This window comes from Bacillus salipaludis, assembly GCF_004358205.1.
On the sequence record NZ_SMYO01000004.1, the window covers coordinates 420,842 to 447,001 of the forward strand.

The 26,160-nt window shown below is 34.5% G+C and carries 27 protein-coding genes and 1 riboswitch; of the genes, 21 read left to right on the forward strand and 6 right to left on the reverse strand.

The window, feature by feature from the left end; genetic code table 11:
- Position 1 precedes the first annotated feature (1 nt).
- Positions 2–1,189 carry a cystathionine beta-lyase gene (gene metC, locus E2K98_RS10170; RefSeq protein ID WP_133334123.1) on the reverse strand — a complete coding sequence of 396 codons (1,188 nt, stop codon included), beginning with the start codon at positions 1,187–1,189 and terminating at the stop codon, positions 2–4.
- Positions 1,179–2,300 carry a methionine biosynthesis PLP-dependent protein gene (locus E2K98_RS10175; protein WP_133334124.1) on the reverse strand — a complete coding sequence of 374 codons (1,122 nt, stop codon included), beginning with the start codon at positions 2,298–2,300 and terminating at the stop codon, positions 1,179–1,181. The genes metC and E2K98_RS10175 overlap by 11 nt, the downstream gene beginning before the upstream one ends.
- 228 nt (positions 2,301–2,528) lie before the next feature.
- Positions 2,529–2,647, reverse strand: a riboswitch (SAM riboswitch).
- A 189-nt stretch (positions 2,648–2,836) separates the two neighbouring features.
- Here E2K98_RS10175 and E2K98_RS30900 point away from each other — a divergent pair.
- The 20 genes from E2K98_RS30900 to E2K98_RS10270 all read left to right on the forward strand — a co-directional run bounded on the left by E2K98_RS30900 (position 2,837) and on the right by E2K98_RS10270 (position 22,313).
- Positions 2,837–2,995 carry a hypothetical protein gene (locus E2K98_RS30900; protein ID WP_165976237.1) on the forward strand — a complete coding sequence of 53 codons (159 nt, stop codon included), beginning with the start codon at positions 2,837–2,839 and terminating at the stop codon, positions 2,993–2,995.
- Between the two features lie 145 nt (positions 2,996–3,140).
- Positions 3,141–3,494: a helix-turn-helix domain-containing protein gene (locus tag E2K98_RS10180; protein WP_133334125.1), complete on the forward strand. Its 354-nt coding sequence runs from the start codon at positions 3,141–3,143 to the stop codon at positions 3,492–3,494.
- Positions 3,495–3,662: 168 nt separating this feature from the next.
- Positions 3,663–4,658 (forward strand): pectate lyase family protein, encoded by a 996-nt coding sequence (locus E2K98_RS10185; RefSeq protein ID WP_133334126.1) that lies wholly within the window; start codon positions 3,663–3,665, stop codon positions 4,656–4,658.
- A gap of 84 nt (positions 4,659–4,742) precedes the next feature.
- Positions 4,743–5,498, forward strand: a complete 756-nt coding sequence (locus tag E2K98_RS10190; protein ID WP_165976238.1) for a YveK family protein — start codon at positions 4,743–4,745, stop codon at positions 5,496–5,498.
- Positions 5,485–6,123: a CpsD/CapB family tyrosine-protein kinase gene (locus E2K98_RS10195; RefSeq protein WP_235824783.1), complete on the forward strand. Its 639-nt coding sequence runs from the start codon at positions 5,485–5,487 to the stop codon at positions 6,121–6,123. The genes E2K98_RS10190 and E2K98_RS10195 overlap by 14 nt, the downstream gene beginning before the upstream one ends.
- Before the next feature lie 45 nt (positions 6,124–6,168).
- Positions 6,169–7,626 carry an oligosaccharide flippase family protein gene (locus E2K98_RS10200; protein ID WP_133334129.1) on the forward strand — a complete coding sequence of 486 codons (1,458 nt, stop codon included), beginning with the start codon at positions 6,169–6,171 and terminating at the stop codon, positions 7,624–7,626.
- Position 7,627: 1 nt separating this feature from the next.
- Positions 7,628–8,944: an O-antigen ligase family protein gene (locus E2K98_RS10205; RefSeq protein ID WP_235824774.1), complete on the forward strand. Its 1,317-nt coding sequence runs from the start codon at positions 7,628–7,630 to the stop codon at positions 8,942–8,944.
- Positions 8,919–9,971, forward strand: a complete 1,053-nt coding sequence (locus E2K98_RS10210) for a glycosyltransferase family 4 protein (protein ID WP_133334130.1) — start codon at positions 8,919–8,921, stop codon at positions 9,969–9,971. Before E2K98_RS10205 ends, E2K98_RS10210 begins: the two co-directional genes overlap by 26 nt.
- Before the next feature lie 142 nt (positions 9,972–10,113).
- Positions 10,114–11,514, forward strand: a complete 1,401-nt coding sequence (locus E2K98_RS10215; RefSeq protein ID WP_133334131.1) for a sugar transferase — start codon at positions 10,114–10,116, stop codon at positions 11,512–11,514.
- A 76-nt stretch (positions 11,515–11,590) separates the two neighbouring features.
- Positions 11,591–12,361 carry a glycosyltransferase family 2 protein gene (locus E2K98_RS10220; RefSeq protein WP_133334132.1) on the forward strand — a complete coding sequence of 257 codons (771 nt, stop codon included), beginning with the start codon at positions 11,591–11,593 and terminating at the stop codon, positions 12,359–12,361.
- A gap of 15 nt (positions 12,362–12,376) precedes the next feature.
- Positions 12,377–12,898 (forward strand): acyltransferase family protein, encoded by a 522-nt coding sequence (locus tag E2K98_RS10225; RefSeq protein WP_133334133.1) that lies wholly within the window; start codon positions 12,377–12,379, stop codon positions 12,896–12,898.
- Between the two features lie 26 nt (positions 12,899–12,924).
- Entirely contained in the window at positions 12,925–13,461 is a 537-nt protein-coding gene (locus tag E2K98_RS32305; protein WP_407921209.1) for an acyltransferase family protein, read from the forward strand.
- A gap of 71 nt (positions 13,462–13,532) precedes the next feature.
- Entirely contained in the window at positions 13,533–14,153 is a 621-nt protein-coding gene (locus tag E2K98_RS10235) for a sugar transferase (RefSeq protein WP_133334134.1), read from the forward strand.
- A gap of 8 nt (positions 14,154–14,161) precedes the next feature.
- Entirely contained in the window at positions 14,162–14,926 is a 765-nt protein-coding gene (locus E2K98_RS10240; protein WP_133334135.1) for a GNAT family N-acetyltransferase, read from the forward strand.
- Positions 14,927–15,004: 78 nt separating this feature from the next.
- Positions 15,005–16,093, forward strand: coding sequence for a GNAT family N-acetyltransferase (locus E2K98_RS10245; RefSeq protein ID WP_133334136.1), 1,089 nt, complete (start codon positions 15,005–15,007; stop codon positions 16,091–16,093).
- A gap of 49 nt (positions 16,094–16,142) precedes the next feature.
- A complete protein-coding gene (locus tag E2K98_RS10250) occupies positions 16,143–17,324 on the forward strand; it encodes an aminotransferase class I/II-fold pyridoxal phosphate-dependent enzyme (protein WP_133334137.1) in 1,182 nt (393 codons plus the stop codon).
- Between the two features lie 85 nt (positions 17,325–17,409).
- Positions 17,410–19,227, forward strand: coding sequence for a polysaccharide biosynthesis protein (locus E2K98_RS10255; protein ID WP_133334138.1), 1,818 nt, complete (start codon positions 17,410–17,412; stop codon positions 19,225–19,227).
- Positions 19,228–19,266: 39 nt separating this feature from the next.
- Positions 19,267–20,496: a glycosyltransferase family 4 protein gene (locus E2K98_RS10260; protein WP_165976239.1), complete on the forward strand. Its 1,230-nt coding sequence runs from the start codon at positions 19,267–19,269 to the stop codon at positions 20,494–20,496.
- Positions 20,497–20,511: 15 nt separating this feature from the next.
- Positions 20,512–21,156, forward strand: a complete 645-nt coding sequence (locus E2K98_RS10265) for a YdcF family protein (protein WP_133334140.1) — start codon at positions 20,512–20,514, stop codon at positions 21,154–21,156.
- A gap of 35 nt (positions 21,157–21,191) precedes the next feature.
- Positions 21,192–22,313 carry an acyltransferase family protein gene (locus tag E2K98_RS10270; protein WP_133334141.1) on the forward strand — a complete coding sequence of 374 codons (1,122 nt, stop codon included), beginning with the start codon at positions 21,192–21,194 and terminating at the stop codon, positions 22,311–22,313.
- Positions 22,314–22,433: 120 nt separating this feature from the next.
- Here the strand turns inward: E2K98_RS10270 and E2K98_RS10275 are convergent, their stop codons facing one another.
- Together E2K98_RS10275 and E2K98_RS10280 are read right to left on the reverse strand one after the other, a co-directional pair.
- Positions 22,434–23,297 (reverse strand): hypothetical protein, encoded by an 864-nt coding sequence (locus tag E2K98_RS10275; protein ID WP_235824775.1) that lies wholly within the window; start codon positions 23,295–23,297, stop codon positions 22,434–22,436.
- Between the two features lie 190 nt (positions 23,298–23,487).
- Positions 23,488–24,192 (reverse strand): DUF421 domain-containing protein, encoded by a 705-nt coding sequence (locus E2K98_RS10280; RefSeq protein ID WP_208025347.1) that lies wholly within the window; start codon positions 24,190–24,192, stop codon positions 23,488–23,490.
- A gap of 290 nt (positions 24,193–24,482) precedes the next feature.
- Here E2K98_RS10280 and E2K98_RS10285 point away from each other — a divergent pair, with 290 nt between their 5' ends.
- Positions 24,483–24,602 (forward strand): anti-repressor SinI family protein, encoded by a 120-nt coding sequence (locus E2K98_RS10285; protein WP_133334142.1) that lies wholly within the window; start codon positions 24,483–24,485, stop codon positions 24,600–24,602.
- Between the two features lie 66 nt (positions 24,603–24,668).
- Here E2K98_RS10285 and E2K98_RS10290 read toward each other — a convergent pair whose 3' ends face one another.
- On the reverse strand, positions 24,669–25,730 hold the full coding sequence (locus E2K98_RS10290; RefSeq protein ID WP_133334143.1) for a lactonase family protein: 1,062 nt from the start codon (positions 25,728–25,730) through the stop codon (positions 24,669–24,671).
- 101 nt (positions 25,731–25,831) lie between these two features.
- Positions 25,832–26,155 carry a winged helix-turn-helix transcriptional regulator gene (locus E2K98_RS10295; RefSeq protein WP_133334144.1) on the reverse strand — a complete coding sequence of 108 codons (324 nt, stop codon included), beginning with the start codon at positions 26,153–26,155 and terminating at the stop codon, positions 25,832–25,834.
- Positions 26,156–26,160: the final 5 nt, after the last annotated feature.

Here is a 26,160-nt window from a genome sequence, read left to right on the forward strand (position 1 = left end):
GTCATTCTCCTTGCTGCAGCACTAATTGTTCATGGCGAATTTGCGCAAAGCCTTGCGAAAAATCTTTAATTAAATCATCTGGGTTTTCGAGTCCTACTGAGAGACGGAGCAGGCTGTTCGTGATCCCGCGCTTTTCTCTTTCGTCCTGTGGCATTGCTGCATGTGACATTTTCGCTGGATAGGATAAAATCGATTCAACCGCTCCAAGACTGACGGCAAATACAGGTAATTTAACGTTTGAAACGAAAGTTCTTAGTTCTGCTTCATCATTTAATTCAAATGATAATACAGCTCCAGGCCCTTCTGCTTGAGACGCTTGAAGTTCATGCTCAGGATGTTCCTTAAGACCCGGATAATAGACTGATTTAACGAGCGGATGCGAATTTAAATATTCCGCTAGTTTAATAGCTGAATTTTGCGATTGCTGAAGCCGTACATGGAGTGTTTTAAGCCCTCTTAAAACAAGCCATGCATCTTGGACGCCAAGGATTGCTCCAAAGGAATTTTGTAAAAATCCTAGTTTTTGAGCAAGGTCTGCATCCTTAACTACGGCAAGACCTGCAACAACGTCACTGTGTCCTGATAAAAACTTAGTAGCACTGTGCAATACAACATCGGCACCAAGTTCCAATGGTTTTTGCAATGCTGGTGTTAAAAATGTATTATCAACAAATGTTAACGCTCCAATTTCCTTTGACAATTCACTAACTGCTTTAATATCTGTAACCTTTAATGTTGGATTCGAAGGAGTTTCCACATAAAAAGCTTTTGTATTCGGCTGGATTGCTGCCTTTACCTCATCTAGGTTCGTCATATCAACGAAGGTATGTTCAATTCTGTAACGTGTAAGGACCTGTGTCACCATCCGAAATGTTCCACCGTATACGTCCTCTGTGATGACAATATGGTCTCCGGCAGAAAGGAGAAGAAAGGCTGTGGAAATCGCAGCCATACCGGAGGAGAAAGCAAATCCTTTCACTCCGCCTTCTAATTCAGCAATAACATCTTCAAGTGCTTCACGAGTTGGATTTAAACTGCGGCTGTAGTCATACTTTCCAAATTGGTCAATATCATATTGGTGAAAGGTAGAAGCATGCTGAATAGGCACACTTACCGCACCAGTAGCAGGATCGAGTTTATGGCGGTTATGCAAAAGCAAAGTTTCGAAACAAATATCCTTATTTTGCATTGATAGTCACTCCTTCATGAATATTGGCAAAAGCTTTCTCTAAATCAATAATCAAATCTTCCGCATCTTCCGTTCCTACAGAAAAGCGAAGTAAACAGTTATCAACACCTGCGGCAAAACGAACTTCCTCAGGGATATCTGCATGTGTTTGTGTTGCTGGATAAGTAATGAAGCTTTCCGTACCGCCAAGACTTTCTGCAAAAGTAATTAAGGATAATCCTTGTAAAAATGGATTCACCCATGAGTCTTCTTTGACTCGGAAAGAAAGCATTCCACCTTTCCCAGGGTAAAGGACATCCTTGACATCTTCATGGTTGGAGAGATATTCCACAAGTTGCTTCGCATTTTTCTCGTGTTGCTTCATTCTGAGCGATAATGTTTTCATTCCGCGCATTAACAGCCAAGAATCGAATGGACTCAACACGGCACCTGCACCATTGTGATGGAAGGCAAGGGCTTCACATAATTCTTGTCCTTTTGCAACAACCAGACCTGCGAGCACATCGTTATGACCGCCAAGATATTTGGTCGCACTGTGAATCACAATATCTGCCCCAAGCAGGATTGGCTGCTGTAAGAGAGGGGTGTAAAATGTATTATCAACAATCAGCAAAATCTTGTGTTTCTTGGCAATTTCAGAAACAGCGGCGATATCTGATTGCTGCATAAGAGGGTTTGTCGGAGTTTCAAGGAAGATGGCCTTTGTTTTAGGGGTAATCTTACTTTCAATCTCACTCGGACAACAGGTATTTACATATTGAGCGGTTAAGCCCCATTTTTTATAACCTTGTTCCAATATGCGATAGGTCCCGCCATAAAGGTCTTCGCTGACTATCCATTCGTCACCGGATTGGAATAAGGAAAGAATTGTTAAGATGGCAGCCATTCCGGAGCTACAGGCATAGCCTTGATCGCCGCCTTCTAAATCGGCAATTGTTTTTTCAAGCAGCTGGCGTGTTGGGTTTCCGGTACGGATATAGTCAAATCCGGTCGATTGGCCGATTCCTTCGTGACGGAAGGCAGTAGAGAAATAAACCGGTGGATTGACGGTTCCTGTTACGGTTTCACTGCGGTTTCCAATTTGAGCAAGTTTCGTTTCAATTTTGTACATGATGATCACTCCATTTTAAAAAGTATAAATTATCGACTTTGAGAATTATCCAGCTCCAGGTGCCATCGGCTCGAGGTTCACAAGCGGGTCCATCCAAAAGGTTAAAAAGCAACCTTTCGGCCGGCTCGTCTTGTGCTAGTCGCCGATAAGCAGGCGCCTTCCGCTCTCAAAACAAAAAAGGTCTTCTTTAAGAAGAAGACCTTTGTCAGACGCTCACATATGTCATTCTTCTTATCTCGCAAATTATTAATGGTAATTTGCAGGACTTAGCACCTTTTCAATGAACGAAGCCATTGAAGGTTGCTGAGGTGTCTTCGGGCCATTCCCTCTACCTCTCTTGATAAGAAATTAAATTATTTGGATTATTTATAAAATTTACTACAAATTATTGGTGATGTCAATTTGTTTTTAAAATCAACAAAAATAATCAATTAAATATAGTTGACTATCATAAATTATGGTAATAATCTATAACTATATTTCTTAATAAAGAACGATAAAGTAAAATTAAAGCAATATATCGAGAGGATAGCTAAATGATTATTTCACAAAAATTGACCCAACAAAAATTACTTGAAATTTTAGTTGCCGCATATGAAATGGGACAAGAAGTAGAGAGTGTGGATTTGAAAGAATTTGTTGAAGAAATCAAGGATAAAGTTTTAATGGTCATCTATCCCTCGAATGATAAGTAGGAATTGAACATGAATTCCATGCAAAGCTAATCCAGTTATTGAAGTTAAAATTTAAGTAGATTCGACATTATATGTTCTTTACTAAGAACTTATTATTCATTATAATGGAACGAAAGGAGAGTGAATTTTATTATAGGGGGTAATTATGTTAGGTTCACAAATTCAAAAATTAAGGCAGGAAAAAAAACTTACTTTATCTCAACTAGCAGAGAAAACGGATATTTCAAAATCCTATTTAAGCCATATCGAAAGAAATATTCAGACCAATCCAACTATTGAAGTATTGGTGAAAATTGCTGCTGCTTTGGATGTCGATCTTCATACACTTTTATATCCTAATAAAGACATTTCTGAATCAACGAATACTAAAAAGGTACATGTAACAAATTGGAGTGAAATTATTAAAGCTGCTCTTGAAGCGGGATTGATTAATAAAGCTGATTTAAAGGAAATAAGTGAGGCCATCGAAAATGAGAAACAAGGCAGTAGAAAAAATTAATTTTACACGAGGTGAAGCATAAGAGTTCTAATAACAGGTGGTTATGGCCTCTTCCACTGCTGTTCACGGTCTAAATTATTTTCCATGGGCAAATTCCAATTTTAATGTTCTTAGTAAAGAATTTAAATGATTTACATCGGTAGTTATTAATTTTTGTAGGAGAAAATTATGATTCGAAGGAATAAAATTATATATTTTTCAGCAATTCTCTTAGTAATCTGTTTACTTCTATATAACAATCATGTAGAGAAAAATCAAGGGGTGAGCAAGGCAGGAAATGTTCAACCCGAATATGTTAATGTGGATGAATTTGGCGCAAATGGTGAGGATTCAAAGGATGATTCTGAATCCATACAGAGAGCAATTAACTATAGCCAAAAATCAAAGATAGGAAAAGTAAAGTTACTTGGGAATAGAAATTATATTTTAAGGAACGGATTAGTTCTAGCAGAGGGGGTTGAATTAGAATTTGGACAAAATACAAGACTAATAATTAAAGGAAACTTTCGGGTAATTACCGTGAAAAAAAATGCATCCATTTCAAATGGAATTCTAGAAGTTGTAGATGACCACTTTAATTCAGATGTTATTTATTTAGACGGAAGTCAAAAATTTTGGTCATGGGACCGGACACAAATAAAGAATGTAACAATATTAAACACGAGTGGTTCATATAAGGGTACAGGTCTTCATCTTTATGCTGGAGGCTCGGACCAGTATATTTGTTTTGTGAAATTTACGGATATGAACATAGCAGGCTTTCATACAGGGGTTAAATTGGAAGCTAAAAAGCCGCAAGATTCTAAATATAGTTTTATCAACGGTAATCGATTTAGTAATCTAACACTTGATGATTGTATAAACGGTATTGATATGAATAGTTCTGTAACCGTTCCAAATGAAAGTTCTGGTAATGAATTTAATGGGCTTCAAATCCAAGTAACTAAAAATACTAAAAAAGCTATAAAAGTTAGTGGGTCTGATAATAAATTCGAAGGTATTATATGGGACATTCATATATTGGGGGACCTTGAACCAATCATAGATTTTTCAAAGGATTCTACAAGGAGCAGCTTATTTATGAATGTGAGTTCAAACAATATTAGGGATTATGGTGAATATAATTATTATTCTTCACCCGAGGAAGAAGCAATGAAAAGATAAAGATAATTATTCATCACTATGACTCTTAATAAAAAGCATACTATAATCTTTTTGTTCGTTATATTGGATATTCAGGAGGTTATCATGAACGGAGAAATAAACTTAAAAAAGTTTTTAAGCATCATGCGAAAAAGGATATTCACGATTATTGTTACAGTGCTATGTGCTTTTTTATTAACAACCATATTATCTATTTATTTTATAAAACCAACCTATGAAGCAACTGAAAATATTTTAATTGGAAAATTAGTACGGGATAAAGGTGCGTATACTGATTCACAAGAGATTAGTATGTTACTTGCCTCGACAATGGATTTTATAAAAAGTCCCATTGTGTTAGATTCTGTTCGGGAAAAATTGAATATAAAGGACCAAGAATTAGAGAAGAAAATCGTTGTTCAAAATAATCGGAATTCCCAAATTGTGAATGTTGTCGTAAGGGATCACGATATAGAAACCGCGAAGGAACTGGCTAATACTGTGGCGATTACATCGGTTAATAAAATGAAGGAATTATTTGGTGTGCAAGACATTAAACTTTTAAGTGATGTAAATGGAAAGCCTGCGGCAAAGCAGGTAGGAAGTATGACTTTAAATATTGCTATTGGTGTTGTAGTAGGATTTTTCCTTGGAATAGGTCTGTCCATGCTTAGAGAGTATTGGGACGATTCGATTAAGGATGAGAGTGAAATTGAAGAATTGATTGGCCTACCTGTTCTTGGAGAAATTAATTTGAAAAATAAACTTAATAAATCTCGAAACAAAAGACAAATGAAGCAGCAGGCTCAAATTTTAAATGGAAAAAATGGGGGGCAAATAAGTGTATATGAAAAGGGATGAAACGAAAAAAATAATGCAAAGGCTAAAGTTGAATGAGGAGTCAGTTAGTACGGAACAAATTCGAATGATTCGAACGAAGATTGATCAAGCTTCAGATCGGAAATCGACTTTATTTATGCTGACATCCCCCCAATATGAAGCAGAAAAATCAATCATTTCCACTAAATTAGCAAAATCATATGCCGAACAAGGGAAAAAAGTGTTGTTAGTTGATGCTAATATTCGAAATCCTTCCCTACACCATTGGTTTCAGATTTCAAACGATAGTGGTTTATCAAATGTGATTTTGAATAATGAAGAGATTCACCTTTATTATAAAGAAACATTGGTACCAGGCTTAGTTGTTTTACCCGCAGGTCCAAGTCCATTAAATCTATCAGACGTGTGGGTAACGAGCAAAATAAAAGACATGGTTAGCAAATGTGAAGCAGAATTTGAGGTTGTTATTTTTGAGGCACCAGCTTTTTTAACAGCCTCGGATTCTCAAATTCTAGCAAACCATTGTGATGGCGTTATTTTAGTCGTAAAAGCTAATAAAACAAAAAAAGAAGATACGCTTAAGACGAAAGAGTACTTAGAAAGAACAAATAATCAAATAGTCGGGGTCATTTATCAAACAGGATGATGTGGATCGGGAAATCGTTAACATGTGTAATAAGGTGGCTAATTTATGGTGAATCCAAAGAAAAATTCAATTACGAAGAATATCATACATCTATTTTATAGTACAGCATTATCAAGTGTTTTAAATGCTGTGGCATTAATTATTTTAGCTTCCTATTTACACTCTTATTATTATGGAATGTTTAGCGTCGTTTTAGCATTTGCCATGATTATGGGCTATTTCACAGATGCCGGTCTTAGTACAATAGTTTTAAGAGAAGGGTCAAAAAAAGAGGTGGATACATCCATTCTAATCTCCTCCTATGTAAAAGTGAGATTGGTGCTGCTTGCTGCTACTTTTTTATGTGGTTTTCTAATTATTCACCTATCGCATTCTGGGAACCCAGAACTGATTCGAACAGCCTATTTTTTAATTATACCGATGGTTATTGGAATTGCTTTACAAAGCATTGGGACTACCTATTTTCAACTAATGGAGAAAATGCAATATTACGGATTAATTCGAATTGTCTCTGCGGTTGGTTTAGTTCTAACCCTCTCAGCAGGGATGATATTTCGTATTAATCCACTTATGATTTGCACATTATATGGTATTTCTTATTTTGTAGCAGGTATTTTTGGATTATACCTTGTTCATAAAAATGTGCAGATCTGTTTAAGTGGTCCATTTCATAAAGGATTATTACAAAATTTAGGCTCATTTACATTAGGGGGGCTGCTTTTTGTGCTGCTGCCTCAATTAGGACCGTTAGTGTTGGAAAAAACTATGAGTCTTAAAGATGTAGGGGTATTTGCCGTAGCCTACCGAATCCCGCAAGCGTTGCAGCAAATCTCATTTATTGTTGCTGGAGCATATTATCCAGTGATGTTTAGGTCCTTTAATAATAATTTTTTGGATGATCATTTAAGGCACAACTTAGCACTGATAAAAATCATTTCTTTAGTTGGAATGGCATTGACAATTCCATTTTATTATATGTCAGGTTATGTTATTCATTTGTTGTTTGGTGAAAAGTGGATTGACGCTGCATTTCCACTGAAAATTTTATCAGTAATTCTTACTTTCCAAGCGATAAATATTGCATTAGCCGATGGCTTAACAACAAGAGGATTACAATTAAACCGAACAATTGTTCAATTCATCTCTGCTTTTTCAGGTGTCTTTGTTTATATGTCAATGAGTCAATCTTTTGGTGTTTCTGGTGCGGCTTTTGCTGGAGTAATGATTGAAGTAATTGCCTTGCTGGGATATTGGATATGTATTCCTAATCGTTGGATCATGGCAAAAAAGGTAATTATCCCTTACCTATCTTTTTTTGCCATTTGTTTGGGCAGCATAGACTATTTTCTGGATTCCCTCCCACTTTTAGCAACAGGATTGAATTTTATTTTATTGGTTTTTGTAGTTCTTATCGATAAAGAAAGCATGGAAAAGATTAATAGGTATTTAAAAACAGCAGGTTTCAATCATTATTGGAAGTCGAAGAAAACTGAGGGGGGTTAAGGTGAATAACAAAATAACTTCAAAATCCGATAAATATAGCTTTACAATCTTCTCTCTTTTTTTGTTAGTGATGCTTACAAATTATTATATTTATGTAGGGTTTGCAATTAAACCATATATGATTTTTTTACTCTTGTATTTAATGATTCATATAGGTTCATTTAGCTTTCAAAGGCTTCATTTGTTTGAAATTGCAATGTTGTTCTTTTTCCTGATGTATAGCTTCTCCGGGGCCTTTTCATTATATCCTGCCTCGAGTATTAGAGCAATTTGTGGAATAATTCTGTTTCTATTTTGTTATTTTATTATGAAGTCAGTTATTCAAAAGGCAAATGATTCTATGACTGAAAGAGCTATTTCAGATGTTGGAATATTTTTCAATATGGTTAGTTTAATTCTATATTTTGTAGGCCTAAAAAGCTTTGGGTTTGTGTTCGATGGAGATAGGGTCTATCAATTTGGCGTGATGTTGGATAGAGATTACCCACGTTTAATCGGATTATTAGAAGATCCTAATTTCTTTGTTTTTTATAATACGATCTTTTTTTCTTATTATCTATGTAATGCTAATTCCATGAAAAATAAGCTGGGATTGTTTTTATGCATCATTACAAACATCTTAACCTTTTCAAGAGGCGGCTTATTAGTTATGGCATTCCTTTTGGTTATTTATATCCTTATAAAAAACCCAATTAAACAATTAAAATTACTGGTCGGTATTATCGCTTTATTATTTGTTTCAGTTTATATCGCAATTGTTTATATGAAATTTGATATTTACGGAATCATACAATCGAGAGTTGAGGACCTTTCTCAGGATGGTGGAAGTGGAAGGATAGAATTATGGGGTAGAGCGTGGGATTACTTTACTTCACATATGGTTATGGGGATAGGTGCTTTTAATTTTTCAGAGTACAACTTATTTCAATATGGAGATAGTTTGGAGGTACACAATACATTTATAGCCATTTTGTCAGAGTCTGGATTAGTTGGAATAACATGCTACGGTCTATTTATTATTTTAGTGTTTGTACAATTATTCAAAAGCAATGTGATTAAAAAGAAGCTTTACCTACTTTTAACTTTTGTTGGAATGATTCTTCAAATGGCGTTTCTTTCGTTAATTATTAATGACATGTTTTTTATGTATTTAGCGATTTTATCAACGTACTTTCATACTACAGAGAACGCGTTTAAAAATGAAAAGAAAAAAATTGTTTTATTCTCGTCTTTATTTTCCCATAAACAAAAAATAAAATTGAATGTTCATTATAAAGGAAGTGATGTAATCCATGAATATTCTAATCATAACAGATAAGTTAATATTTGGTGGAGCAGAAATGTATTTTTGTAAATTAGAAAATCAATTGCAACATCCTGACATTACCTTTCACTATGCGGCAGGCTCAGGAGAGTTATATGAAAAACTAAAGCATAAATATAATTTTAGTGAAATGAGTAGAACGAAGCATTATCAAAATATAAAAAAGCTTAGAGATTTGATTACTTTTAAACAAATAGACGTTATCCATGCCAATAGTTTGAGGATGGTTCTTTACTGTATAATTACCCAGAAATTAACAAAAAGGAAATTCAAGATTGTCTACACAAAACATAATGTTACTGTTCTGGAAGAAAAGAGTCCATTTATTTTCGCACATTTATTAAATAAATATGTTGCGAGAATCATCACGGTTAGTGAATTCGAAAAGAGGAATCTTGTTAAAGCAGGGATAGATCCCACTAAAATCACGACCGTATATAACGGCGTAGATTTAAATCAGTTCGTTTTTCACCGTAAAGTACAGGGGGAGTCCTTTAATGTTGGAATATTAGCAAGATTATCAGAAGAAAAGAATCATGAGTTATTTATTAACATTGCTAAACAGCTTCGCAACAATCCTAATATCATGTTTTACATTGCAGGAGACGGACCAGAGAAAGAAAATATAAAGAATATGATTAAATCACATAGTCTTCATCACAAAATAAAAATGGTAGGAGCTGTTCACAAACCAGAGGAGTTTATAAAGGAAATGGATCTCTTAGTACTAACATCCTATCGGGAAGTCTTCCCTATGGTTGTCTTAGAAGCTATGGCAGTTGGGACACCAATTATTTCTATTGATAGAGGCGGGGTTGGTGAAGCGATAATCGGAAATAAGACCGGTTTTCTTATAAATGACCATTCAACAGAAGATTTTTGTAATAAAATCTTGGCTATTGAGTCAGATAGGGAGATTAGAGAGCATATTATTGAAAATGCCAGAAGAAAAGTCCAAACTGAATTTTCATTAGAGCAAATGGTAAGTAATACTTTAAAAGAGTACTTAAACTGCAGCTGATGGTACAGCATTTTAAACGATACATCCTATATTTTTTTGTTTTCCTATTCTTTATTGGGAATGGATTATTCGTCTAAAAGAACATTTTTTCTGTATTACTCTAATTTGTAGACTTAAGAGTATTAAAGAAAGGAGAAATGAAATGAATGAAGATTTTGGGAGAAGAAGGTATGTAAAAATGTTCCTAGCAGTAGTAGATATCACAATAGTGTTTACAGGTTTCATTTTGGCAAATGGCATATTGCAACAATTTTCAATCATGAACATGGAACTTATTGTCGATTATTCTTGGTTAATAGTAGTTTCGGCTGCGTCGGTTGTACCTTTGTATCTATATGACCTTTATACAGATTGGCGAAGGAAAGGCATTCATCATTTGGTCTATTCAATTGTATTATCGATGATTATCTTCTCAGGTTTGGAATCAATAATTTCATTATTGACTCCTTATTTACCTTTCCAGCCAAGCTACATTTTAGCAGCATTTCTTATTCAAACGACTCTATTAACCTGTTTCCATGTATGTGTTTGGTATATAAATAAGAAATTATTCGGTAAGAAAAAAGTCTATATTATTGGTGAAGCATCCAATGCCGGCCTTTATTTGGCCGGAAAATTACTAAATCATCATAATGGGTGGTTTGAAATTGAGGGATTTATCCCTTTAGAAAAAAAAAGGAACCTTCATGAATACGTCAAAAAATGTGATCTATTTCTGCTTAGTCCTGCTATAAATAGAAAGGATTGTGAGGAAATAGCGAGAGTATGCATCAGATACGGAAAAGAAATATTGATGGTTCCACAATTATTTGAGTTGTCCTTTATTGGGGCAAATACACAACAAATAGATGATATGCTGGTTGTTTCGATAAAACCTCCCCTTTTAAATGTATCACAAAAGATTTCTAAACGGATCTTTGATGTGATGGTATCAGCAGTGTTATTAGTTATAGCCAGCCCATTCTTCATGATTTTATTCTTTTTAATCCCGCTAACCTCAAAGGGACCAGCTTTTTTTAAACAGGAGCGTATTGGACTAGATGGGAAACCTTATTGGATTTATAAGTTTAGGAGCATGATTCAAGATGCAGAAAAAAGAACAGGTCCAGTATTAGCAACAGATAAAGATCCAAGAATTACTTTAGTTGGAAGGATTATTCGAGCAGTTCGTTTAGATGAGCTACCGCAATTAATAAATGTCTTAAAGGGTGAAATGAGCTTAGTTGGACCAAGACCTGAGCGGGAATATTTCATCAATCAATTTAAACAAACTCTCCCTGATTATCCCTATCGGTTAACTGTAAAGCCGGGAATAACAGGATTAGCCCAGGTATTAGCAAACTATACCACCCCTGTCGAAGATAAATTGCGTTTCGACCTACTGTATGTTCGAAATTATTCTTTTACGCTAGATATAAAAATTCTATTTCAAACCATCAGGGTTGTTCTTCAACGTGAGCAGGCCCAGGGGGTGAAGGAAGGGAGTATTTATAATCAAAAATTACTAAAAAGGCTTGAAAAAAACAAGGTTATGAATCATTAAAATTAAATGCTTTATAAGTTAACAGCGTATATTCAACATACAAAAGTCTAATTGACATGGAGGGACTGTGAATTAAATGAGATTCGCTACACAAACAGTTGTTTCAATTATCACTCCAACCTATAACGCTGCAAGATTTATTACTGAAACCATTCAATCTGTTAAGGAACAAACTTTTTCAAGTTGGGAAATGATTATCGTGGATGATTGCTCTTTAGATAACACGGTGGATATTGTAAAGAAAGAAATTGAGAAAGATTCAAGAATCAGGTTAATTGAACTAAAGAATAATAGTGGCCCGGCGAATGCGAGAAATAGGGCTATTACTTCTGCAAAGGGAAACTTTCTAGCCTTTTTGGATAGTGATGATCTCTGGCAACCTCAAAAGTTAGAGCGGCAGCTAATGTTTATGGAAAAAAATAATCTTGCTTTTTCATATACGGATTACAGAATTATGACCGAAGTTGGTGAAAAAACAGATATTGTGTTTCAAGTACCAGAGAAAATGGATTATAAGGACCTTTTAAAGAATACAATAATTGGAACATTAACCGTGATGCTTGATAAAAGAAAAATAGGAAAAGTACAGATGCCATTATATCGCGATTGCTCAGAAGATTACGGACTTTGGCTTTCAATATTATCGAAAGGGATCCAAGCGTATGGTCTGAATGAGGAGCTGGCAATCTATAGAAAATGTGAAAACTCCCTTTCTAGTAACAAACTAAAATCTGCACGAAAAACATGGAACACATATAGGAAGGTTGAAAAAATCAATATCCCATATTCTTTATGGTGCTTTGTAAATTATTCATTAAATGCTTTAAAAAAACATTCTAGGGCATAGCACGTGAGGAAGAGGATGATTTTAAGAAAAGGAGAGAAAAGTATAGAAAGCGGAAGAAGAAAATTATTATATATACAGGTATCAAGGGCAATAGCCATCTTATTTGTACTTTTAGGGCATGTAAATATTTTGTTTTATACAGAGTTTAAGTACAATTGGTTTCATTTAGGGGAATGGGAAAGAACTGGCGGTGTAGATTTCTTTTTTACTGTAACTGGTTTTATGATTTATTATATTTATCATGGTAAAGCGGGTAATTCAGGAAAGGCAACTGAATTTTTCTTGAAACGTGTGATTCGAATTTACCCGTTATATTGGTTGTTTACTTTATTAACGATTGCGGCATCTATTATTTTTCCTTTTATTGATGAACCATACTCTTTTGATCTTATCATTAAATCAATGCTTACCTTACCTACAGATCCTATTCTTGCATCAACTTGGTCACTTAGTTATGTAATGTTTTTTTATATCATATTTACTGCGTTTATATTCAAACCAAAAATTTTTAAACCAATTATTTTTTATGGATTATAATTTCAATTTTACTAGAGCTTAAAGTCATTCCAAAACAAGGAAATTCATTTTTTACCAGCTTTAGTAATTTAGAAATTTTATTTGGATGCTTAGTAGCGCATCTAACCCTCAATTACAGATTTAGATATTCTTCCTTATTGATAATACTAGGCATGGCCGGTTTTCTGGCTGTTTGGATCAATAATATTTACCACCTAATTGAACTACAGGCACCGATATTCTATTCGCTATCTTCAATGATTCTAATGCTTGGTATTTCGGAAAAAGACAAAAAGAATCGAAAGGTTCCAAAAGCGCTTTCTTTCCTAGGCGACGCCTCTTATTCAATATACATTGCACATGGGCCTTTTTTACAATTTTATATCTTGATTTTTAAGAAATTAAATTTAATGGGGTCAATTGGCTACTTCTTTTCCATGTCAATGGTAATTTTATTAGCGGTGGTTTCTTCCTGTTTAGTCTATATCTTACTTGAAAAGCCTATGTCTAATTATTTAAGGGGGGTTGTTTTCAATGGGAAAAAAATTACATCTTTAAAAACGGCTGTAAAAGTTGCAAAATAAACCATTTTTGACTATTTGTTCTTATTTAAGAACAATGAGTAATTTTATAATGAAAACATGTAGGAGGCACTATGAAAAGACTTTTTGATATTTTTGTGAGTTTACTACTGTTGTGCCTCTTTAGTCCCATCATTCTGGGGGTTGCAATCGTGGTCAGGTTGAAACTTGGTTCACCAATTCTATTTAAACAAAAACGAGTCGGGTATCAGGAGCGGATTTTTACACTATTTAAATTTAGAACAATGACAAATGAAAAGGATGAAGCGGGAAACGATTTACCGGATTCTATTCGCTTAACAAAAGTAGGGCTTTTAATCAGACGATTAAGTATGGATGAGTTGCCACAATTACTCAATGTGCTAAAAGGCGATATGAGCCTGGTTGGACCCCGGCCGCTATTAGTTCGATATTTGCCCTACTACTCTCAAGAAGAAAGAAAAAGGCATACTGTTCGGCCTGGAATTACCGGGTATGCACAAGTAGAGGGGAGGAACGAACTGGACTGGAACACGAGACTGGCATTAGATGTAAATTATATTGAAAACCATTCTTTCCTCTTAGATTTAAAAATTATTTTAAAAACAATTAGCAAAACATTAAAACGCGAAGGGATTGCCAATGTCCCTGATCAACAAATGTTGGATTTTGACGTAGAACGACAGATAAAAGCAAAGTCTTTAAAAGGTGGATAAAAAAACCAATGGAAATACGAATCGAAGCCTTAAAAAATAAAGATGTTCATCAAATACCCAAGCTAATTGAATCTGGAATGGATAAAGATATTTTTCCACTTACCATTTTTAGTTCAATTGGCTATGAGGCATACTTAAAAAAATTGCTTACCATACCTGAGGAATTTCGAAGAGTGAAGCTTTACGGAGCATTTATTGAAGACCAATTAGCAGGATATACGGAATGGCGTATTTTAAAGAATCATCTTTTTTTAAATAATATTTATGTATTGCCTGAATATCAGGGATTGGGCATTGGAAGATCCCTTCTGGTAAAACACGGGTATAAGTTGTTGGATGAAAATAGGAAATCGAACCTATCCCTCGATGTTTTTAATAATAATACTAAGGCAATGAATTGGTATGAGAAAATTGGCTTTGTTAAAAAGGATTCGACCTACTGGTATGTTGGTGAGCAGCCTTTTGTAACGGCGTCGAATTGTTTTAATGAATGTTATATAGAGAACTATCCGAATGCTGAGGTTGAGCAAAAGGCATTTGGTTTTTCAATGCTAACATGTACAACTAGAAATGGAGTTTATCAAATAGGTAGAATAAATCATCAATTATATCGGCTAACAAATGCTAAATCTTTTCATGATGATGATTTACTACATTTTCTTAATAAGTTGGACTCAAAACGAAAACTTCTTTTAATGGCAAGTGAAATTCTCTCAAGTCAATTCCCGGCCAGATTGGCTTGTCAAAGTAACAGGATGGATCTAAAGATTTAAAAAGAGTAATTTACTAGCTCGGTTATAAAAAAATAAATCGAATTTAAACATTCTATATAGGTTTTAGGGGGAAAAATAGTGGTTTATAAAGTATTTGATTTATCTCAAAAAGAGAGTTGGTATGAATTTTTAGGAAAAACTGTAAGTCAGGATATATACTTTACACCTGAATACTTTGAAATTTATGAGAGAAATGGGGAAGGGGAGGCAAGGCTTTATATTTATGATAATGGCCAGGATTTTGTCTATTACCCGTTCTTAATGAGAAGGCTTAAAACCTTGCCCAGTTCAAAGGATATTTCAAAAAAATATGGGGAATTGTATGATATTACAACTCCTTATGGTTATGGAGGTCCAATTACCAACACGAAAGACGAATCTAATAAAAAGCAGCTATTCAGAGAATTTGAGGATTCATTTCATTCTTATTGTTTTCAAAATAATATTATTACTGAGTTTGTTCGATTTCATCCATTAATTCGGAATGATCAAGATTATAAAGATATAGAATCTACCTTAAACCGTCATACTATTTACATTGATTTGTCATTGGATTTAGAAGAGATCTGGGCCAATTATGATAATAAAAATAGAAATAGGCTACGAAAAGCAAAAGCAAATGAATACTTTAGAATGGTCCATCGAAATCCAAGAGAATTGGATAACTTTATTAATCTATATTATAAAACGATGGATAAGAAAAATGCATATGAATATTACTATTTTCAGAGGTCCTTTTTTGAAAATAGTGTTGAACTTTTGAAGGATCACCTGGAATTAATAGAAGTCGTGATGGACGATAAAGTGATCATGTCATGTTTTTTTATGCACTATGGTGATTTCATTCATTACCATTTGTTAGGTTCAGACGAAGAATATTTAAATTTCTCACCTAATAATTCATTAATTCATTACGTAGTGGAATGGGCAAAGACTAAAGGGAAAAAAGCTTTACATTTAGGTGGAGGATACACCGGGGATAGTGATACCTTATATCGGTTTAAAAAGCGTTTTAATAAATATGGAGATGTACCTTTTTACATTGGGAAAAGAATCCGTAATGAGAAGATTTATTATGAGTTAGTTAAAGACCTGCCAGTTTCCGAAAATTATTTTCCCCTGTACAGGCACCCGGATTTGACCTTTCAAAAGCAGCTTAGTAAATAATAATTTTTTATGTTTATATTTCAGAATTTTTAGAGAATAGGGTGGGTTCATGGAAAGTAATAAGAAGAGAATTTATCTATCATCACCACATATGACCGGAAATGAACAGAAATACATTGATCTGTCTTTTAAAACAAATTGGATTGCTCCATTAGGTCCAAATGTTGATAGGTTTGAGGAGGATATTTGTCAATATGTTGGAGTAAACGATGCATTGGCAGTCAGTTCAGGAACAGCGGCTCTCCACCTGGCATTAAGATTGCTTGATGTAAAAGCTGGGGATAAAGTTTTTTGCTCCACACTTACATTTATTGCTAGTGTAAATCCAATTCTGTATCAACAAGCTGAACCAGTTTTCATTGATTCAGAGTTTGATACATGGAATATGTCGCCAGATGCTTTAAAAAGAGCATTCATGGATGCTGAAAAAGAAGGGAATTTACCTAAAGCGGTAATTGTAGTTCATCTTTATGGACAGAATGCCAAAATGGACGAAATAGTAGAAATCTGTAATTTTTACCAGGTACCTATAATTGAAGACGCAGCTGAATCACTTGGTTCCACCTATAAAGGGAGAAAAAGTGGCACGATAGGTAAATTTGGTGTGTTTTCCTTTAATGGAAACAAAATTATTACCACATCTGGTGGAGGAATGTTAGTTTCAGATGATAAAACAGCAATTGCTAGGGGGAGGTTTCTTGCTGCACAAGCAAGAGACAATAAGCCTTATTATCAACACAGTGAATTAGGTTACAATTATCGGATGAGTAACATCTTAGCAGGAATTGGGATTGCCCAACTATCTGTAATTGAAGAAAGAGTAAAACAAAAACAGGCTATTTATCAGCGGTATATTAGAGGATTAAGCGATATTAAAGAGATTGTTTTGATGCCTGAATACAAAGGAACACGACACAATCGTTGGTTAACTACTTTTTATATAGATTCAGAACAACCATTGTTTACGCCATTTGAGTTAATTCAAGAATTAGAAAGAGAAAATATCGAAGCAAGACAAGTATGGAAACCAATGCATTTACAACCCTTACTTAATGAATACAGATTTTATTCTCATTCAGAACATTTGAATGTCGCAGAAACTTTATTTGAAAGAGGGATCTGTTTGCCGTCGGGGACCAACATGACCGAAGATGAACAATCACGGGTAATACAAATTATTCAATCCTTTGTAAGTCGAAGAAGGGAACAACACTTTATTGCTAATTTTTAAAAATTAGTAAACCATTTTATGTCCGGGTGTTCTCTAAAAAGAACAAAATGGTTTCTTTAAATAGAAAAGAAAGGAGTGTCCACCCATGAGTTTTCAGAAACGGCTACTTTCTTTAGTAGTAGTTGATTCCTTAATCGTGTTTGCATCCGTATATATCTGCAGCTTTCTACTTTTCTCTGGCTGTGTTGTTCCTAAAGTACCGTTAACACTTGTATCAACAACCCTTCTTGTAAGTCATCATTTATTTGCCTCTAGATATAGGCTGTATAAGAGGGCTTGGGAGTATGCAAGTGCAGATGAAATGGTAACCGTTCTTAAAGCTGTAACCTTTTCCGTCATTACCGCAGCGATTATACAATGGATTATTGGACAGCAAATTTATTTTCGAATTTTAACCACAACGTGGATGATGCATTTATTTTTAATTGGGGGTTCCCGGTTTTCATGGCGCATCTATAAAGAAAAACACTTTTCCGGAAATAAAAAGGTTAAAAAGCGGACGCTTATTATAGGTGCGGGGTCTGCGGGTATGCTGGCAACAAGACAATTAAAGAATAGTAAGGATTGTGATCTAATTCCTGTTGCCTTTATTGATGACGATAAACAAAAGCAAAATCTTGAAATTTTAGGTCTTCCCGTAATTGGTGGTTTGAGCAGGCTTAAAGATATAGTTAGGGATCTAAAAATTGAAAATATTATCATTGCAATACCCTCTCTAACAAAAAAAGAACTACACAGTATTTATTTGGATTGCATCAAAACAAAGATTAATACACAGATGATGCCGATGTTCGAGGATTTAGTAACAGGTAAGGTCTCTGTTAATGAAATTCGCAATGTCGAACCGGGTGATCTATTGGGCAGGGAGCCTGTTGAATTGGACACAAACTCGATTTCAAAATACATTACTGACAGTGTTGTACTGGTAACAGGTGCGGGTGGATCCATTGGTTCAGAAATTTGCAGGCAAATTTCTCTGTTTTTACCGTCAAAACTTATACTCCTTGGTCATGGCGAAAATAGTATCTATACCATTGAGATGGAATTGAAGTCCTCCTTAAATCATCATTTTGAAATTGTTACTGAAATTGCTGATATTACAGACCGGGATAAAATTTTTACGATTATGAATCAATATAAACCAAGGGTTGTATTTCATGCTGCAGCTCATAAACATGTTCCATTAATGGAGAGAAATCCAGAGGAAGCTATTAAGAATAATGTAATCGGGACAAAAAATGTTGCAGAGGCGGCAGGAGAAAATGGTGTGGAAACATTTGTCATGATTTCAACGGATAAAGCAGTAAACCCAACGAGTGTTATGGGTGCTACGAAGAGAATAGCCGAGATGATTGTTCAGGAACTAAATCATAAAAGCAATACTAGGTTTGTAGCAGTCCGTTTTGGAAATGTATTAGGAAGCAGGGGGAGTGTCATTCCATTATTTAAGGAACAAATTTCAAAGGGCGGTCCCATAACAGTAACACATCCTGAAATGACAAGATATTTTATGACCATTCCTGAGGCGTCCAGGCTCGTTTTACAAGCTGGAGCAAATGCACAAGGTGGAGAAATATTTGTCCTAGATATGGGAGAACCAGTAAAAATTGTAGATCTTGCTAAAAATTTAATTCGATTATCAGGTTATTCTGAGAACGATATAGAGATAACCTTCTCCGGAATAAGACCAGGAGAAAAACTATTTGAAGAAATTCTTAGTAAGACTGAAGTACAGGATTTTCAGATCCATCCTAAAATTTTCGTAGGTAAGTCGGTGAATGTAGAAGTAACAAAAATAACAAAATTACTTGAGGTTTATAACCATCTAGATAGAGATGAGCTAAAGGAAGTACTTTTATATATGACGAATCAACCGAAAGAAATTATGCAAGTGGTTATCTAGCAGTTTAAGAAAACCTGAAATTGGATGGAGAGTGTTCGGATGTTAACAAATAGTAGAGAGATTCTTTTAGTTGCTCCCTTTACAATTCTTCCAGGAGAAAAGGGGTTTAATAGATTCACGTATATTGCTGACAAATTAAGTTCTAAAGGGCATAGGGTTACCTTACTTACAAGTAATTTTAAGCACAGCGATAAAAAATTTAGGGATAATGCGAAAATTGAAATGATCAGTAAGAGCCTAAAATATAAAATCGTTATGTTAGAGGAACTGGGATACCAAAAAAATATTGGGATTGATCGTATTCAAAGCCATAGACAATTTTCTAAACAATTGGCGTTTTATTTAAAAAATATAAAACATAACCCGGATGTGATTTACTGCGCTTACCCTATGATGGACGCTGCTTTTATTGTTGGGAAATATGCCAAGAAATTTGAAATCCCATTTGTTATGGATATCCAGGATGTCTGGCCAGAGGCAATCAAGAATGCCATTCCGCTTCCAGAGATATTAGTGGATGCCCTATTATACCCTCTTACCATCTATGCCAATAAAATTTATAGTTTAGCAGATTATGTTGTGGGCGTATCTAAAAGTTATGTGCAGCGTGTAAAAAAAGTTAATCTGGATGCCAGAAGTTACTTGCCTATTTTTATTGGAACAGACCTGGGTGTTTTTGATCGGTATAAAGATAATCCAGTTAACAAAGAGCCTAATGAATTTTGGATTACCTATATAGGAACTATTAGCTATAGTTATGACCTGGAAACAGTCATTCGCGCAGTTTCAATTCTAAAAGATAAAGGGTTCACTAATATCGTTTTTAAAGTATTTGGGTCAGGCCCATTACAAGCGAAATTTGAGAATTTGGCCAATCAATTAGGAGCCCCCGTGGATTTTATGGGTCACTTTACATATGAAGAGATGATTCCATATTTAGTGAAATCTGATATTGCAGCAAATGCAATTAGTAAAGGTGCTCAACAAAGTATTACCAACAAAATTGGAGATTTTCTATCCGCTGGATTACCTATATTAAATAGCAGCCTTAATAAGGAATTTATGGACATGGTAACAAGCGAAAATATTGGTCTTAACTATAATCCTGGTGATGCGGTTAAATTAGCCGCATTAATTGAACAGCTTTATACAAATAAAGGTTTGCGCGCAGCATATGGGGAAAACGCTAGGAGATTGGCAGAAGAAAAATTTGATCGAAGACATTCGTATAAAGAAATTTATAGTCTTATTGAACGTGCAACGGTTTAAAGAGGCCATTACACTATGTTTTCAATAATCAGACGACAAGGAACATTGTCCATTAAGAAACGAAAAAAAATAAGAAAAAGAATTTTTTTTATAATCGTTTTATTATTCACTTTTTTCCTATTGTTTGCAGGCAGATTTCTTGTGGTGGATGAAGCACCAAAAGCAGCGGACGTAATTGTCGTATTAAGTGGAGGAGAAGGACGTCTTGAAAAAGCATATGAACTTTATCAATCGGGATATGCAAGAAAAATGATTGTATCCAATGGACTGGCAGACAATCTATGGGAAAGCGCTATAAGACTTTTGCCAAGGAAATCCGTAATATTGGAGAGAAAGGCAGATAGCACATATGAAAGTGCAGTCTATGTAAAAAAAATTATGAAAAAGCATAAATATCATTCTGCACTGATCGTCTCATCTGACTACCATATGAGAAGGGTGAAATATAATTTCAGTAGAGTCTATAAGGATAGTGATACGAAACTAATTTATGTTGCCAGTAATACAACCTATGACCCAAAGGCATGGTGGTTAAGTAAACACAATGTTGGCATCACTATTAGTGAATATATAAAAATAATTGGCAATACCTTTGGAATTTACGGAAATGATGCAAAGAGGAAATTATATCAATATATAGAAGTGTTTTTTTATGAATAAGGAAAAAATAATAATTATACAAAGGAGAGATAATTTTGCCTAAAAAATTAATAAATGAAATCTTCTTAATGAGAAGTATTTCATGTCTAAGTATATTACTTCTTCATTCATTGGCGAGGGCCTATGCTGACGAAAATAATACTGTCAATTTAGTCAGGGTTTTATTAACTTTCGGTACGCCAGCCTTTATTTTTATTTCTGAATTTATCTTATCACGTTCGTATCCGCAAGAACTTCCATCTAATTTTTGGTCGAAAAGGTTAAAGTTTATTATGGTGCCATATGTTTTGTTTGGCACATTTTATGCTTTCTTAAAAGCATTCGAACAATCGATAAGCTCTGGCAGTGATTTAATGGGGTCCTTTATAAATTTTTTATGGAGGCATCTTTTGTTAGGGGATTATCATGGTTATTTCATACTAGTTATCTTTCAATTTTACCTGCTTCATTATTTCTTTGATAAATTTTTAAAAAAGTGGAATCCAGCCTCGGTCATGGGAAGTGCACTTTTAATAAATTTAATTTATTTAGGATTTTTCAATTTTGTTAAACCATATCCATCTGAAATCGGTGCATACATTTGGGATAAATTCTATTGGATTCCCTTTTTTGGCTGGTTGTTTTATTTTACACTTGCCTATTACTGTGGTAGAAACTTTTCATCATTCATTAATTTTTTAAATAAATATTCCAAGTGGGTGATTGTAAGTCCACTACTATGCGGAGGAATGTGTTTATTTTTATATGATTCACATCTAATCTCTAGTATTTCATCCAAAAGGGTCGATATGGTGTTTTTTACTACTAGTATGATTTTGCTGATTTATTATATTGCTACGAAACTTCCTAAGGTTCCTAAAATTTTCGTTTGGATTAGCCAATATTCGTTTGGAATTTATTTAATCCATCCTGTTTTCTTAGCTTTAATGTACGTATTTTTCAACCGACTTTCTCTTGATATGAATCCATTATTCCAAACCATATTCTATTTCATCGGCAGTCTGCTCTTATCAATCGTAGTTACCTTCGTCTTGAATAAAATTCCATATGGATATTATTTTGTTGGGAAAATAGGGATAGGATTGAACAGCAAGAAAAGTAGAAATCTAAAAGATTCTGATCTAAAAACAGTGCATGGCAGATCTAAATATATATAAGTTCAAACAAAAAAGAACCATTAATGATCCTTGTAATAGTGGTTTTAGCGTCTAGAAGGGCATTCCGTGATAACAGTTTGTTAGTCATGGAATGCCCTGTGTTTCCTTAGAGAAATAGTTTTAAAAAGTTTCAAATCTATTTTTTGTTTTCCCGCTATTAAGAATACGATTCGCTGGTATTGATTTCATATCCAATTCATTATAGTTACTTTCTGGCTTAAATATAAAAATAGGATTCGAATTTTGAATGAGTTGCAAGTCCCAACACATACCATCTATCTTGTTATATTGGCCTTGAATAGACATGATGAGTTTCGTATTCGATGAAGGTTGGATTTGTAAATTTGTAAAAGAATTCCCGCTGCATTCATTGGGGATGGTTTCACTGCCTTCTAAAACAATATTTTCAATACAATCTTCCAATGAGATTTTATCAAAACGATTAGCATTAACATATGCAAATCCACTAGCGGGTTTAACCGCCTTTAAATAAATACCTTTTTCAAAAGATACAATTTTGATATCTGTGAAGTTTACATATGAAATCTCATGGCCGCTCCCACCTGAGTATAGCCGGATCCCAATACCTGAAACTGTCCCTGTCCAATTCACCAAGACAAGATTTTTGAGTGCAGTATTATTCCACGTATTGTAGTATTGGTATTTTCCATCCAAGTAAATAGCTTCTTTGCTATAACCTTTATAATCAATCATAATACTAGCATTACACAATGAAGAATCCTTTTGTAGTTCAAACCCCCGGACATTTGCGCCCATAATAAACCTTGTCGCGTAACTTCCTTGTAATTTTACCCCTTGTTTAATAATAATTGTACCGGTTAAATAATAATCTTTATCGGATGCAATGACTGTTTTTTTAGAGTTTTGCGAGGCGAAATCAATCGCTGCTTGAATTTTGGCTTGGGGTGTATTACCTGTAAAATCCTCAACATAAACATTTGGATTTTCAGCTATTCGAATCACTCCCTTAAAAATTGGTAGAATCTATTAGATTCTTACTCTATTCTATGATTAACGAAAGATAATGGAATAATAAAAAAGCACATTTATTTCCTAAAAACTCAGATGTACTTAAATCTCCATTAGGAAAAGTGATAAATATTTTAATTTAAATGGAAAAATCCATCTCTTTTTAATGATGGATCTTTTAATCTTATTTATATAGAAGAATATTTAATTGACTTTTTCTGTCAATTGTTGCTAGTAATACATTTGATACATCAGTTTGATGGAAATTTCTCAGGTGATTATATAACCATTTTTCATCTCTTTTGATTTGCTGAAGTACATGGAAATTTATTTTCCCCTCCGAAATAATGGTCTTTGGTAAATCAAAAGGTTCAGTTTTCATTTGGTAGTTCGATGGTGTAAGCGGCTCAAACTGAGGATCCAAAAAAATAGACATTTGACCGTCTGCTTCCCATAGTGCCAAAGCTACTTTTTTTACATCCTCCACTTTCTCTTTTCTTAATTCAGCCAATAAGTAATCTACTGAAATTCTTGCTTTTAATAATCCTTTATTTAGAATCTCTCCATCCTTAATGAGCGGGATAGGATCAGAATCCATAAACTTGCGAAAGCGAGGCCATTTTAAGGATATAGAAATACAAATCATATATAAGACAATGATAATCATCGTTGAGATAATCGAACCTTTCATCCCAATGCTATGGTCTGATAGTGGATGTGCAATGATATTCCCTAACATTAAAGCCATAATGAAATCCAACAATCTTAATTGAGAAATGGCACGGCTGCCCATAATCTTTGCAGAAAAAAGCATAAAGAAAAAAGTAATGATCGCTCTTAAACACCATTCCATTATTGTTAATGATTCTTGCCCATGGAAAAAATGCACTATTCACACCTCAAATAAATAAAACTATTTTTATTTAATATGGCTTTTATATAAAAAATAAAAACCGAATGAGTTGGATATTTCTTGAATTAAAATTTTGTCGGAATTTTTGGGACTGTTCTTGTTCGATATAGTGAATTTTCGTGGTAATATTTTCTTAACGAAATAAGGATTTATAAGATAAAGGGCACACGTTTTAAAAGAGTGGGAGTAAAGCTTGAGTGCAAAAGTAAAATATATTGACCACTGAGCTACCTAAAATACCTATATTTTAGGAGGGAAATTTAAACATGGGAATCCATCAAATTGGCGAAAAAGAACTAGATAAAGAATGGTTATACTTGATTATTCAGGCACGTAATTTAGGAATTACGATTGCAGAGATCAAAAAGTTTCTAAAAATCCCCTAGGGAAAGGACCTGCTTCAAAGCGAGCAGGTCATATTTGGAGGGGGAGTTTGGGTCATTCAATTTTTATCAATAATGCAAAAACTTCACACATACTGGAAAAGGAACCTCGATATTTCTTTCAATCAAAGTAAGTTTTCCTGTCTCAACATCTCGGCGATAAAGGACAAGATTGCCTGATTCCTGGTTAGATCCGACCATATATCTGCCGGTTGGGTCAATCGAAAAATCTCTTGGCCAATCTCCTTCAGAGGAAACTCGATAGACAAAGCTTAACTCACCAGTAGTCTCATCCACACTAAACACAGCAATGCTATTATGCCCGCGATTCCCGGCATAAACAAAGCGGCCGTCAGCAGAAATATGGATGGCACTGCCTTGATTGTTTTCCTTAAAATCGTCAGGAAGTGTAGAAATAAATTGGTTCGCTATAAAATGACCATCTTCAGCGTGATAAGTAAGGAAAATGACCTCTGAGCTAAACTCCGTCATCACATAAGCAAATTTTCCGTTTGGATGGAAAGTAATATGTCTTGGACCGTTTCCTGCAGGGGTGGATAAACGGCTAACCTCCGTTAATTCTCCATCAATGTTTACTTCATATGTAAGAAGTAAGTCGGTGCCTAATTCAACCACTACGATATATTTTTCATCAGGAGTGATTCCCGCAAAATGGGTATGGGCCTTTTCTTGTCTTGGATCTGGACCAGAACCTTCATGTTGTATAACGGAAGCAGGCTGCTGAATGAAACCTGTTTCAGAGTCAAGCAGATAAGATTCAACGGTTCCTTTATGATAGTTTGCACTAAATAAATATTGATTTTTGCTGTCCATGCTAACATGGCAAGGAGACGAACCGGGAGCTAACTGGGTATTCATTGGGGTAAGTTCACCGGATTCGCTATCAAGCGAAAAAGAAGCCACTCCGCCTTCTTCACCTTTTTTTATAACGGCATATAAATATCGATTATCCTGACTGATGTTAAGGTAAGTAGGGTTGTCCAATTCAGCAACTGCTTTAATATCGGTTATTTTTTCATTTTCAGTATCTAATTTAAATGTGTAAATTCCTTTGCTGTCACCTTTTGTATAAGTGCCGATGTATCCGGTGTATTCGCTTTTTGAAATCATTTTCGCCTCTCCTTGTGTATGATTTTCCGTTTTATTTTACCATAGTAGGGAAAGTTTATTTATTTTCACTTATCAGAACACAAATAAAAAAGCATGGAAACTCATGCTTCTTCATCGGTCTTAACCCATTCCCCCGACCACTTCTCTATTTCCCTTATGATGGACTCCATCGCCATTCCTTTTTCCGTTAAAGAATACTCAATTCGTACCGGTGTTTCAGGAAAAACTTCTCTTTTTACAATCCCTTCATGCTCTAGGTCCTTTAATCGTTCTGATAAAAGACGTCCACTGATGGGAAGAGAGGATTCGATTGTACAAAACCTCTGTGGGCCAGATAAAAGTTGATAAATAATAAAACCAGTCCAACGCTGGCTGAGTAATTTCATAGCCTGCTCAAATTTAGGGCACAATGTTGATGGATTCATACTTA